Below are 12,552 nucleotides of genomic sequence, written 5' to 3'. Positions count from 1 at the left end.
GCGGTCCGACCGACGGTGCGAGAATGCCGGACGTGACCGGCGACCACTACTTCAGCGCTGAACCCGGAACCGACGCCCGCCCCCGGGAGGTTGAGTTCACCGCCGCCGAGCGCGACTACACCCTGACCTCGGCCGGTGGGGTCTTCTCCGCCGCCCGCCTCGACCCGGGCACGGCGGTGCTGCTGCGCAAGGCGGAACTGCCGACGCCGGACGTCGCCGGCCCCCTGCTCGACCTCGGCTGCGGCTTCGGCCCGATCACCTGCGTGCTGGCCGACAGCGCCCCGGCGGCCACCGTCTGGGCGATCGACGTCAACGAACGGGCCCGGGCGCTCACCACCGCCAACGCCGAGCGGGTCGGCGCCGCGGACCGGGTCCGGGTCGTCGCCCCGGACGACGTGCCGCCCGAGTTGACCTTCGCCCAGCTCTGGTCCAACCCGCCCATCCGGATCGGCAAGGAAGGCCTGCACGAGCTGCTGCTGCGCTGGCTGCCCCGGCTCGCCCCGGACGGCGTGGCCTGGCTGGTGGTCGCCCGCCACCTCGGCGGCGACTCCCTGCACCGCTGGCTGGTCGACCAGGGCTGGCAGGTGTGGCGGCACGCCAGCCAGAAGGGCTTCCGGGTGCTGCGGGTCACCCGGTAATCGAGTGTCGCCCGGCCGCCCGCTCGGGCAGGATGCCGACGTGGGATACGTGGACGTGGCAATGGTCGGGCACATCCTGCCCGACGGCCGGGAACTCTTCACCGATGTGTCGTTCCGGGTCGGCGAGGGTGCCAAGGTCGCCCTCGTCGGGCCGAACGGGGCCGGCAAGACGACCCTGCTGCGGATGGTCGCCGGCGACCTGCCGGTGCGGACCGGTGCCGTCTCCCGCTCCGGGGGCCTCGGCGTGATGCGCCAGTTCATCGGGATGATCGGCGACGACTCCACCCTCGCCGACCTGGCCCTGTCGCTCGCCCCGCCCGCGCTGCGCGACGCCGGCCGCCGGCTCGCCGAGACCGAGACGGCCATGCGCGCGGCCGAGACCCGCGGCAAGTTCAGCACCGCCGCGGGCAGGGCCCAGCTCGCGTACGCGGACGCGCTCGCCGCCTGGGGCGAGACCGGCGGGTACGACGCCGAGGTGCTGTTCGACACCGTCACCACCATCGTGCTCGACCTGCCCTGGGACGCTGCCCGGGACCGTCCGGTGCGGACCCTCTCCGGCGGCCAGCAGAAGCGCTTCGCCCTCGAACTGCTGCTACGCGGCACCGACGAGGTGCTGCTGCTCGACGAGCCCGACAACTTTCTCGACGTGCCCGGCAAGCGGTGGCTGGAGGACCGGCTGCGCGAGTCGCCGAAGTCGGTGCTCTACGTCTCGCACGACCGGGAGTTGCTGGCCCGCACCGCCGGCCGGGTGGTCGCCGTGGAGGGCGGCAGCGCCTGGGTGCACCCGGGCGGCTTCGCGAGCTGGCACGAGGCCAGGGTGGCCCGGCACGCCCGCCTCGACGAGCTGCGCCGCCGCTGGGACGAGGAACACCAGAAGCTGCGCGAGCTGATGCTGATGTACAAGCAGAAGGCGGCGTACAACGACGGGCTGGCCTCGCGGTACCAGGCCGCGCAGACCCGGCTGCGCAAGTTCGAGGAGGCCGGGCCGCCGCCCGTACCCCCGAAGGACCAGGACATCCGGATGAAGCTGACCGGCGGGCGGACCGGCAAGCGCGCGGTGGTCGCCGAGCAGCTCGAGCTGGACGGCCTGACCTACCCCTTCGACCTGGAGATCTGGTACGGCGACCGGGTCGCGGTCCTCGGCGCGAACGGCACCGGCAAGTCGCACTTCCTGCGGCTGCTGGCCCGGGGCGGCACCGACCCGGAGCCCGCCAACGGCCCGGTCGACGGGGCCGCCGCGCTCGCCCCGGTGGCGCACGGCGGGACGGTCCGGCTCGGCGCCCGGGTCCGCCCCGGCCACTTCTCCCAGACCCACGACCGCCCCGAGCTGGTGGACCGCACGCTCGTCGACATCCTCTGGCGCGGCGACGAGCACCGGGCCGGGATGGACCGGCACGCCGCGATGGCGGCACTGAGCCGGTACGAGCTGGCCGGGCAGGGCGACCAGCGGTTCGGCACCCTCTCCGGCGGCCAGCAGGCCCGCTTTCTGGTGCTGCTGCTGGAGCTGTCCGGGGCGACGCTGCTGCTGCTCGACGAGCCCACCGACAACCTCGACCTGGCCAGCGCGGAGGCGCTGGAGGCGGGCCTGACCGCGTTCGCCGGGACGGTCGTCGCGGTGACCCACGACCGGTGGTTCACCCGTTCCTTCGACCGGTTCGTGCTGTTCCGCAGTGACGGCGAGGTGGTGCAGACGCCGGAGCCGGTCTGGGACGTCGGGTGATCGGCGACGAGCTGGTCGACCGGCTCTGTGGGGTGGACGGGGTGGTCGCGGTGGCTCTCGGCGGCAGCCGGGCCCGGGGCGAACACCGGCCCGACTCCGACTGGGACGTGGGCCTCTACTACCGGGGTGGCCTGGACGTGCCGGCGCTGCGCGCCGTCGCCGCCTCGGTGGCCGAGGAGGAAGTGGAACTGACCGCGCCGGGCGGCTGGGGGCCGTGGGTGGACGGCGGCGGATGGCTGCGCGTCGGCGGGGTGGCGGTGGACTGGATCTACCGCGACCTCGACCGGGTGGGCCGGGTCTGGGCCGACTGCCGGGCTGGCCGGTACACCGTCGGGGTGCAGGCCGGTCATCCGCTGGGCTTCTACTCGCACGCCTACGCCGGCGAGGTGGCGCTGTGCCGGGTGCTCGGCGACCCGACCGGGGAGCTGACCGCGCTGCGGGCGGAGACCGGGTGCTACCCGCCGGCGCTGGCCACCGCCCTGCTTGCCGGCGGCTGGGAGGCCGGGTTCCTGCTCGACGCAGCCACCAAGGGCGCGGCGGCGGGGGACGGCGGCTACGTGGCCGGCTGCCTGTTTCGGGCGGTCGGCGTGGTCGTCCAGGCGCTGCACGGCCGGGCCGGGCGGTGGCTGGTGAACGAGAAGGGCATGATCGCCTCGGCCGGCCGGCTGCCGGACGTCCCGGTGGACTTCGTCCGCCGGGCGCAGGCTCTGCTCGGCGCGGTCGGCCGCACCCCGGCCGAGTTGGCCGCCACCGTCGCCGACGCGCACCGGCTGGTCGCCGAGGCGCTCCGCTGATCCGGGCCGTGCCGGTGGCCCCGCCGGGGCGGGCATAGGGTGGATCACGTGACTGAGATGACCTATCGACGGCTGGGCGACTCCGGGCTCGTGGTGTCCGTGGTCGGTGTCGGCTGCAACAACTTCGGCCGCAAGCTGGACCTCGACGGCACCCGGGCGGTGGTCGACGCCGCCCTGGACGCCGGCATCAACCTCTTCGACACCGCCGACATCTACGGCGATGAGCCGGGCGACTCCGAGGAGTTGCTCGGCCAGGCGCTCAAGGGCCGCCGGGACGACGTGGTGGTGGCCACCAAGTTCGGCATGGACATGCAGGGGCGCAACGGCCCGGACCACGGCGCCCGGGGTGCCCGGCGGTACATCGCCCGGGCGGTGGAGGCGTCGCTGCGCCGGCTCGGCACCGACCACATCGACCTGTACCAGATGCACGAGCCGGACCCGGGCACCCCGATCGACGAGACCCTCGCCGCCCTGGACGACCTGGTCCGCGCCGGCAAGGTGCGCTACCTCGGCAACTCCAACTTTGCCGGCTGGCAGATCGCCGACGCCGACTGGGTCGCCTCGTCCAGCGGGCGGGCCCGGTTCATCAGCGCGCAGAACCACTACTCGCTGCTGGAGCGGGGCGTCGAGGCCGAGGTCATCGGAGCCTGCGAGCGGTTCGGCCTGGGCATGCTGCCGTTCTTCCCGCTGGCCAACGGGCTGCTCACCGGCAAGTACAAGCGCGGCGAGGCGGCACCCGCCGGCAGCCGGCTCTCCGGTGGCGGCCGGTACGCCGAGCGCCTGGCCGGCGCGCGGTGGGACGTCATCGAGGCGCTGGAGGCGTACGCCGCCGAGCGAGGGCTGTCCCTGCTCCAGGTGGCCATCGGCGGGCTGGCCGCCCGGCCGGCGGTGACCTCGGTGATCGCCGGTGCGACCACGCCCGAGCAGGTGCGGGCCAACGCAGAGGCCGGCGTCTGGCAGCCCACCGACGCGGACCTCGACGCCCTCGACGCGATCCTCTGAGCCGCGACCGGCCCAGGTCACCCCTGGGCCGGCGGGCCCGGGTCACCTCCGGGTCACCTCCGGGTCGGTGACGTGGCAGCGCCTGGTGGGCGAGACCCCGCCGCGACGGCGTTCCGTCGTCGATCCTCGCCGTCAGTCCCGGTGGTGGCGGCCGGGGGAACGTAGCGACCGCTGCCCGGCGTTCTCCGGCCCGCCGTCCTGGTCCGGCGTGGGACGGGCCAGGCCGGTGACCCAGTCGACGTACTCCTCGTCCTGAGCCGGCAGCGGCTGCTGCTCCCGGCGGTCGTCCCGCTCGGCCGTGGGCGCCACGTCGTCGGGGGTCCGGGCGCGGTTGCGCCGGAACAGGGCGCGCCGCAGGCGGGACCGGCCGGTGGCGGGGTCCTCGATCGCGTCTCCGGCCGCCACCGGGGTCGCGGCGCCCGGCTCGCTGTCGTCCGGCCTGGTGTCGTCCAACCCGGTGTCGTCCGGCCCGGGGTCGGTCCGTCCGCCGTCGGTCCGGTCCAGTTCGCTCGGTCCGGGTTCAGCCGGCCGGGGGTCGTGAGGCTGCGGCCCGACCCCGCCGTGGCCGACGGCCGCTGTGGGGCCGGCCCGCCGGACGGTGTTGGCGAAAGCGTCCCAGCTCGTCACCCGGCCCAGGTCGGGCAGAGGCCGCCGGGGCCGGGGCCGCGGGTCGGGGCCGGCGGGGGCCGGCTGGCTGTCCGGTTCGGCCGGGGGCGACCAGTCGCGCGTGGCGTCGCTCGTCCAGGTCGGCTCCGGCGGGGTGGGCTGCACCACGTCGTCGAATGAGGGCGCCTCGAAGAACGTGGGCCCGGCTCGCCGCAGGGCGGGGGTGGCCGCCGGACCGGCGGTTCCCGAGCCGTCGGGGGCGCCGTCGGCGACCTCCTCCGCCCCCGGAGTGCTCCCGGGGCTGGCCGGACCCGTCGGGTCAGCGGCGGTTCCCTTGTCCCGAGGGCTGCCGGGGCGGGCCTTGCCCGTCGCGTCGGCGGTGACGGCCGCGCCGGAGCGGCTCGCGCCCACACTGCCGGCGGCGCTCCGACCCGTCAAGGCTGTCGGGTCGGGGGCGCCGGTCGGGTCGGGGGCGCCGGTCGGGTCGGGGGCGCCGGTCGGCGGGGGTGTCTCGGCGGCCGGCACCGGTGCGGTGCCGCCCCTCGGTTTCCGGGCCCGCTTCGGCCGGGGCATCGGCGCGACCGTAACCCCGGAGTCATCGCCGCCGGGTCGGGAGGCGTCGGGGGCGGGAGACGCCTCGGCGGGGAGGGCGTCGGCGACGGGAGAGGCGTCGGGGGTGCGGGGCGCGTCGGGGATGCGGGAGACGGCGGGCCCGTCGGCGGGGGCGTGTACATCGGTGGTGCGGGAGACGGCGGGTCCGTCGGCGGGGGCGTGCACATCGGTGGTGCGGGGCATGGCGCCCTGGGCGGAGGGTGTCGTGCCGGCGGCCGTTGGCCATTCCCAGTGCGCCGGGGTGCTCCCGGCCGGCGTGCCCGTCGCGGGGCGGCCGTCCGGCAGTGGATCGCCGACGGTCGCGGGGACCCGACGGGCCGAGGCGGTGTCCGAGGCGGTGTCCGAGGCGGGCGGGCCGACGGGGTCGGCGCCGTCCGCGTCGCCGGTCACCGGCACGGCCGGGCCGGCCGGCAGCGGCCGGAGGATGTCCGTGGGCTCGATCGCCGGGTCGCCGACGGCCTCGCCCGGCGTCGCGGGCTGGTCGGCCGGCTGGTCGGCCGGCTGGCCGGAGGTGACGAGCGGCCAGCGGGCCAGGGTCGCGGCGGCGGAGCCGAGCACGCCGGTGGCGACCGCGATCAGGGCGCCGTGGTAGGGGGCGAGCTGGTACCGGTCGACGGAGTCCCCCGGGCCGGCGGCCAGGTAGGCGAAGGCGACCAGCACGGGGCCCGCCGCGCCGGACGCGCCACCGATCAGCGGCGGGTGGCCCCGCCAGCGGGCCAGCGCGCCCGAGGCCGCGCCGGCGACCAGGGCCACCAGCGGCAGCAGCACCATGGCCAGCCGCTGTGCCGCGGCGGCGTCGAGCCAGCCCGGCTCGAACACCCCCAGCCGTACGGTCGGCAGCGGGCCGGTGCCGACCAGGGCCGGCAGGGACGAGATCAGGGCGACCAGCCACACCGCGCCGGCCACCATCGTCAGGTTCCAGCCCAGCGGCGGGCGGAGCAGCACGGCGAGCGCCGCCCCGGCACCGGCCACCGCACCGAGGACGGCGCAGATGCCGACCGCCCAGACCGGGTCGACGCCGCTCAGTTCGGTGGCGCGGGCCGGCTGCATGCACAGCGGGGCGACGACGGTCGCGCCCAGCGCCGCCGCGCCGGCCATCCCGAGCTGCCCCGTCGTGGTGGCCGCGACGGGTTCGGCACGGGCGATACGTTCGGCCACCACGGCCCCGACCACGGCGGCGACCGTCGCGAACCAGCTCACCCAGACCAGCTGGGCCGGCCACCGGTTGACGGTGGCGTCGGTGAAGTCGCCGGCGAGCCGGACGATGCCGAACCCGTACGCGACGCCGAGCTGACCGGCCCCGGCCAGCACGCTCACCCCGAGCGCGGTGAGCAGCAGCTTGCCCCACGTCCGAAAGGCCATGTCGGGCACGTTACGGCCCGGTGCCCCCGATCGCCACCTTGGCGCAGCGCGGCGCGGCGACGCGCCCGACCTGCGACTACTCCAGCTCGACCAGCCGGGCCAGGTACGTCGTGTCTCCGACAGTGGGTGAGGGCGTGGACGGCCCCGGTGCCGTGCTGGACCACCCCGCCGGCCGGCTCGTCGGCGCCGGGCGTCGTCCACCCGGTCGGGTCCCGCCGATCATGCCGGTCCGCCTAGAGTTGCGGGAGCACCTCGGCGGCGATGAGTTCCAGGTGGTCCAGGTCGGCGAGGTCGATCAGTCGCAGGTGCACCCGGGTGGTCCCGACCGCGGCGAACTCGCCGATCCGGTCGACGAGCTGGGCGGGGGAGCCGATCACCGGGTCCTCCGGCGGCAGGGCGCTGCTGCGGCGCAGCGGCGCAGCCCGCTCCCGCACCTCGGCGTCGGTGCGCCCGATGGCCACCACGATCCCGGCGGAGAGCACCAGCGGCGCCCGCCCCGAGTCCGTACGGCCGTGGCGGTCGCACGCCTCGACCACCCGGTCGTACGCGGCGGCCGTCTCGGCGACGCTCTTGAACGGCATGTTGAACTCGTCGGCGTACCGGGCGGCCAGCTCCGGGGTGCGCTTGGGACCGCGCCCGCCGATGATCACCGGAGGGCCGGGCTGCTGCACCGGCTTGGGCAGGGCGGGCGCGTCGACCAGCCGGTAGTGGTCGCCGAAGAAGCTGTAGGTCTCGCCGACCGGGGTGCGCCACAGGCCGGTGATCACTTCGAGCTGCTCGTCGAGCCGGTCGAAACGCTCCCCGACGGCGGGGAACGGGATGCCGTACGAGGCGTGCTCCTGCTCGTACCAGCCGGCGCCGATGCCCAGCTCCACCCGGCCGCCGCTCATCTGGTCGACCTGGGCGACCATCACCGCGAGCGGCCCGGGTAGCCGGAAGGTGGCCGAGGTGACCAGGGTGCCGAGCCGGATCCGGGAGGTCTCCCGGGCCAGCGCGGCGAGGGTGAGCCAGGCGTCGGTGGGACCGGGTAGCCCGGGGTCGGCGCCCATGGCCTGGTAGTGGTCGGCCCGCAGGAAGCCCTCGAAGCCGCCCGCCTCGATCGTCCGGGCGAAGCGGAGCTGGTCGTCGTAGCTGGCGCCTCGGTGCGGCTCGGTGAAGACGGCCACCCGCACGGTCAGCGGTCCTCCGTGCCGGCCCAGGCCGGGGACTGTCGGTGGGTGCCGGGGTCGAGTGGCGCCGGAGCCGGCCCGGCCGGGGCGTCACGTTCCATCAGCAGTTCGTGCAGCTCGGCGCTGACCCGGGCCACGTCGGCCAGGTGGGCGTTGCGGCCGAGGGTGCGGGGACGCGGGATGTCCACCTCGACCACCGAGCGGATCCGGCCGGGGCGAGGGCTCAGCACGACCACCCGGTCGGCGAGCAGCACCGCCTCGTCGATCGAATGGGTGACGAAGACGATGGTGGCTCCGCTGGTCATGTGCACCCGCTGGAGCTCGCCGGAGAGCTCTTCGCGGGTGAGCGCGTCGAGGGCGGAGAAGGGCTCGTCCATCAGCATCACCCGGGGGTCGCCGATGAGCGACCGGCACAGCGACACCCGCTGCTGCATGCCGCCGGACAGCTCGTGCGGCAGCCGCTTCTCGAACCCGGCCAGCCCGGCGAGTTCGAGCAGCTCCCGGGCGCGGGCGCGGTGCCTGGCCCGCTTCCAGCCGAAGATCTCCACCGGCAGCAGGACGTTGTCCAGCACCGAGCGCCACGGCAGCAGGGCGGGCCGTTGGAACAGCATGGCGATGTCCCGGCGGGGGCGGGCGATCGGCGTACCGGCGACGGTGATCTGCCCGGCGGTGACCGGCAGCAGCCCGGCGATCATGCGCAGCAGGGTGGACTTGCCGCAGCCCGAGCGGCCGAGCACGGCGACGAACTCGCCGTCGGCCACGTCGAGGTCGATGCCCCGCAGCGCCTCGACCCGGCCGGAGCGGCCGTCGAAGGTGCGGGACACGCCGGACAGTCGGATCATCGCCGGTGTCCTCCCTGAGTAAGCGGTCAGGAGCGCAGCTAGGGTAGCCCGCCGCGCCGCAGTCTGGGGGGTCCGGGGTGGACGTCAGTTCGTTTCCGTTCCGCAACCGACACTCCTGGCTACACCGGCAGGTCCCTTGCGTAGTCTGTGCCGGCGAGAAGTCCCCTCACGACGGTGGCGTCGGCTCCCCCCTCTGTCGACGCCGTCCCTCTCGACAACCCCTCCGGAGGCGCATCGCCCCTGGTCGGAAAGGACATGGTGCACAGATGAAAAGGCTGACCCGCACGGTCGCCGCGGCCGCTCTGGCAACCGCCCTCACCCTGGTGTCCGCATGCAGCAGCGACTCGGACTCGTCCGGCGCCAAGGGCGGCGACGGCAAGGCGCTGGAGAAAGTGACGTACCTCACCTCTTTCGGCAATTTCGGCCGTGACTCCTACGCCTGGGTGGCGAAGGAGAAGGGCTTCTTCAAGGAGGCCGGTTTCGACGTCGAGGTCAAGCCCGGTCAGGGTACCGGTGCCGTGATCCAGACCATCGTCGGCGGCAAGGCCGACTTCGGTCCCATCGACCTCACTGGTGGTCTGCTCCAGCTCGGCAACGGCCAGGCCAAGGACTTCGTCGCCGTGGCCGCCATCCAGCAGCGCACGATGGCGGGCATCGCGACCGTCGAGGGCGCGGGCATCGCCTCGCCGAAGGACCTGGAGGGCAAGAAGCTCGCAGACACCCCCGGCTCCGTGGTCCGCAACCTCTTCCCGACGTACGCCCGGCTGGCCGGCGTGGACGCCAGCAAGGTGACCTGGGTCAACGGCGACGCACAGACCCTCATGGGCACGCTCGCCGCCGGCCAGGTCGACGGCATCGGCCAGTTCGTCGTCGGTCAGCCGACCATCGAGGCGGTGACCAAGAAGAAGGCCGTCATGCTGCCGTACAGCAACGTGATGCAGGACCTCTACGGCAACGTGCTGATCACCTCCAGCAGGATCGCCAAGGAGAAGCCGGACATGGTCAAGCGGTTCTCCGCCGCCCTGATGAAGGGCCTGGAGTACGCGCTGACCAACCCGCAGGAGGCGGCCGACATCCTGAAGAAGAACGTCGACGCCAGCAACCCCGCGGCCGCCGCTGCGGAGCTCCAGCTCATGGCCGGGTACGTCCGGTCCAGCAACTCGGGCACCCAGATCGGCACGCTGGACAGCGGGCGGGTCGCCAAGAGCATCGCGATCCTCCAGGGCGCGGGCTCGCTCAAGCAGAACCTCACCCCCGACCAGATCATCGACTTCGACCTCGCGCCGAAGGCCTGACCGGTCCGACCGTCCTAGGGGGTACGCCCCGCCGGCCTCCGGCGGGGCGTACCCCCGTTCCATCCCCGGCCACCGTGCCGGTAGGAGAGGAGGAGAAGATGACCGACCTCCGGTCACCGGAGCCGGCGGTCGCGCACCGGCCCGTCGCTCCCGTCCCCACCCCCACACCTGGTCACTCCGGACTCAATGCCGGGGTGCGGTTCGGACTCAACGGGGCCCTGCTGCCCGCCTCGGGCCTGCTGATCGCGTTCGCGGTGTGGTGGGTCACCGCCCGGCTGGAGCTGATGCACCCCGCCGCGCTGCCCACCCCCGGCTCGGTGCTGTCGGCGTTCACCGACAAGCCGGGCAAGATGCTCGAACACACCGTCGCCACGCTGCTGGAGATCCTGATCGGCTTCGCGCTCTCCGCCGTGGCCGGGGTCCTGTTGGGGCTCTCGCTGGCCGCCTCGCGAACGGTTGAACGGATGTTCACCCCGCTGCTCGTCGCGGTCAACGCGGTCCCGAAGATCACCCTCGGGCCGCTGCTCGTGGTGGCGCTCGGCTGGGGTCAGAAGCCGATCCTGACCATGGTCTTCCTGCTGTGCTTCTTCCCGATCGTGCTGTCCACGGCGACCGGCCTGACCACCACCCCGGCGGACCTCGCCGAGCTGGTCCGCTCCTGGAACGCGTCCTGGTGGCAGGCGTTCCGCAAGGTGCGGTTCCCGGCCGCGCTGCCGCAGATCTTCGTCGGCCTGAAGGTGGCCATGCCGCTGGCCGCGATCGGCGCGGTGATCGGCGAGTTCCAGGCCGGGGAGGGCGGGCTCGGATACGTCATCACCCAGTATGCCGGCATGGGCGACACGGCCACCGCGTGGGCGGCCATCATGCTGGTGGCGCTGATCAGCATCCTGCTCTACTCGGCGCTGGTCTTCCTGGAGCGCCTGGCCCTGCCGTGGGTCCGGGAGACCACCTCGACCAGGTGAGCCCGGTCGGCCGGCTGGTTCGCCCAGCCGGCCGACCGGGCCGCCGTGACCGGCGCGGGCTCCGGCCCGCGCCGGTCACGGCGAACCTTTCGTCAGCCGGCGAGCCGCCAGCGGCCACCCCGGGCGACCAGGGTGGTCAGGGCCTGCGGCATCAGACCGGAGTGGTTGTCCGGGGTCATCCGGATCGGGCCCGACAGGCCGTCCAGCTGGGACGTCTCGAGCACGTCGCGCAGGCCGTCCCGGCCGTCCCGGCCGGTCCTGCCGGGCTCGCCGCCGGCCCGCAGCTCGGCATCGGCGATGAGCTGCACGGCGTCCGCGGCGAACGAGGAAAACCCGTTGTAGCCGCCGAACCGCGCCGTGTAGTTCTGGAACCACTGGCGGCGGGCCGCCTTGGCGGGGGTGGTGGCGATGACGTCGTCGATCACCATGGTCTGGGTGAAGATCAGGGTTGCCTGCTCGGTCGGCCCGGCCGACGCGCCGAGGAAGAGGTCCCCGGCAGCCACCGCGTCGAAGAAGAGCGCGCCCTTGAACTTGGCCTGCTGGGCGGCGGTGGCGGCGAGCATCGCCTGCTCCGGCGGGGTCCACACGACCAGCGCCCCTGGCTTGCGGTCGGTCAGCGCGCTGACCGGCTGGTTGACGTCGGTTTCGGTGGCCTTGATCCCCTGGTCGCTGACCAGCCGGATGTCGGCCTTGGCGAACTCACTGCGCAGGGCGGCGAGCCCTTCCCGGCCGTAGCTGTCCTCGCTGTTGAGCACCGCGGCCTTCTTGATGCTGCGTCGGCTCAGCTCACTGGTGAGGGCGGCGGCGCTGTCCACCGCGTTCGGGGCCAGCTTGAACACGTACCGGCGGTCGGCCACCGGGCTGGCGACGGCGCTGGACGGGGCGAGCACGACGGTCGGGAGCTTCTTCTCGTTGATCGTGCGGACGGCGCCGACGGCGCACTCGTTGCAGCCGCCCATGATGAGCGCGCTGACCTGCGGATCGTTGCTGAAGTCGTCCACGTTGCGTAGCGACTCGCTCGCGTCGGAGCGGTTGTCCTTCACCTTGAGTTTGATCTTCCGGGCGCCCAGGGCGCCCGAGGCGTTCAACTGCTCGACCTTCAGATCCAGGGCGCGCTGGTACGCCTTGCCGACCGGGGCCGCGGAGCCGGACAGCTCCAGGTCCACGGCGATCACGATGGGGCTCGTGTCCTGTTCCGCCGTGCCGAACTGGCAGCCGGTGAGCGTGGTGGCCAGGACGGCCGAGGCGAGCGCCGTGATGGTCACGGAGCGGATGGTGATCAACTCAGTCCTCCAGGTGCGGCGCGGGCGGCTGCCCGGTCACCGCCGCTTGTTCCGTCCTCAGTGGAGAAACGGGATTGGTCTGCCGTACGGTGTGCGCGAAGCCTGCAAAACCTTGCCAATGCCGGGCCCTGTGGTCAAGCGCGGATGCGCCGAAGCGTTTCGGGACTACCGTCCCACATGCTGGGGTAACCCAATCTTTGCAAACGCTTACTTTGCATAAGCACGTGACCACCTTGGAGTTACATGCCCTGATCAGGGGCTTGAGAA

10 protein-coding genes are annotated in these 12,552 nt (G+C 73.9%); 6 read left to right on the top strand and 4 right to left on the bottom strand.

From position 1 onward, the window contains the following. Positions 1-32: 32 nt before the first annotated feature. From OG617_RS09980 to OG617_RS09965, 4 genes are read left to right on the top strand one after another with little or no spacing between them, the layout of a single operon-like run. Positions 33-638, top strand: coding sequence for a class I SAM-dependent methyltransferase (locus tag OG617_RS09980; RefSeq protein WP_396677621.1), 606 nt, complete (start codon positions 33-35; stop codon positions 636-638). Positions 639-678: 40 nt separating this feature from the next. Then, positions 679-2,358: an ABC-F family ATP-binding cassette domain-containing protein gene (locus tag OG617_RS09975; RefSeq protein WP_396677130.1), complete on the top strand. Its 1,680-nt coding sequence runs from the start codon at positions 679-681 to the stop codon at positions 2,356-2,358. After that, on the top strand, positions 2,355-3,152 hold the full coding sequence (locus OG617_RS09970; RefSeq protein ID WP_405100680.1) for a nucleotidyltransferase domain-containing protein: 798 nt from the start codon (positions 2,355-2,357) through the stop codon (positions 3,150-3,152). The genes OG617_RS09975 and OG617_RS09970 overlap by 4 nt, the downstream gene beginning before the upstream one ends. Positions 3,153-3,191: 39 nt before the next feature. Next, entirely contained in the window at positions 3,192-4,154 is a 963-nt protein-coding gene (locus OG617_RS09965; protein ID WP_405100678.1) for an aldo/keto reductase, read from the top strand. 132 nt (positions 4,155-4,286) lie between these two features. Here OG617_RS09965 and OG617_RS09960 read toward each other — a convergent pair whose 3' ends face one another. From OG617_RS09960 to OG617_RS09950, 3 genes are all read right to left on the bottom strand, one after another. Then, positions 4,287-6,734 carry a hypothetical protein gene (locus OG617_RS09960; protein ID WP_405100676.1) on the bottom strand — a complete coding sequence of 816 codons (2,448 nt, stop codon included), beginning with the start codon at positions 6,732-6,734 and terminating at the stop codon, positions 4,287-4,289. Positions 6,735-6,967: 233 nt separating this feature from the next. Then, the gene (locus OG617_RS09955) at positions 6,968-7,906 is read right to left on the bottom strand and encodes an LLM class F420-dependent oxidoreductase (protein ID WP_405100674.1); all 939 of its coding nucleotides are present in this window, start codon (positions 7,904-7,906) and stop codon (positions 6,968-6,970) included. Positions 7,907-7,908: 2 nt separating this feature from the next. Continuing rightward, positions 7,909-8,745, bottom strand: coding sequence for an ABC transporter ATP-binding protein (locus OG617_RS09950; protein WP_405100672.1), 837 nt, complete (start codon positions 8,743-8,745; stop codon positions 7,909-7,911). A 266-nt stretch (positions 8,746-9,011) separates the two neighbouring features. On the opposite strand from OG617_RS09950, the gene OG617_RS09945 reads away from it, so the two are divergent. Together OG617_RS09945 and OG617_RS09940 are read left to right on the top strand one after the other, a co-directional pair. Further along, positions 9,012-10,040, top strand: coding sequence for an ABC transporter substrate-binding protein (locus OG617_RS09945; RefSeq protein WP_405100670.1), 1,029 nt, complete (start codon positions 9,012-9,014; stop codon positions 10,038-10,040). Positions 10,041-10,138: 98 nt separating this feature from the next. Beyond that, the gene (locus OG617_RS09940; protein ID WP_405100668.1) at positions 10,139-11,002 is read left to right on the top strand and encodes an ABC transporter permease; all 864 of its coding nucleotides are present in this window, start codon (positions 10,139-10,141) and stop codon (positions 11,000-11,002) included. A gap of 92 nt (positions 11,003-11,094) precedes the next feature. Here the strand turns inward: OG617_RS09940 and OG617_RS09935 are convergent, their stop codons facing one another. After that, positions 11,095-12,285: an ABC transporter substrate-binding protein gene (locus OG617_RS09935; protein ID WP_405100666.1), complete on the bottom strand. Its 1,191-nt coding sequence runs from the start codon at positions 12,283-12,285 to the stop codon at positions 11,095-11,097. Positions 12,286-12,552: the final 267 nt, after the last annotated feature.

The sequence above is a fragment of the Micromonospora sp. NBC_01412 genome, assembly GCF_045040215.1.
GTDB classification, from domain to species: domain Bacteria; phylum Actinomycetota; class Actinomycetes; order Mycobacteriales; family Micromonosporaceae; genus Micromonospora; species Micromonospora rubida.
The sequence above is the reverse complement of the archived record's forward strand: the minus strand, read 5'-3'. Positions and strand labels throughout refer to the sequence as shown.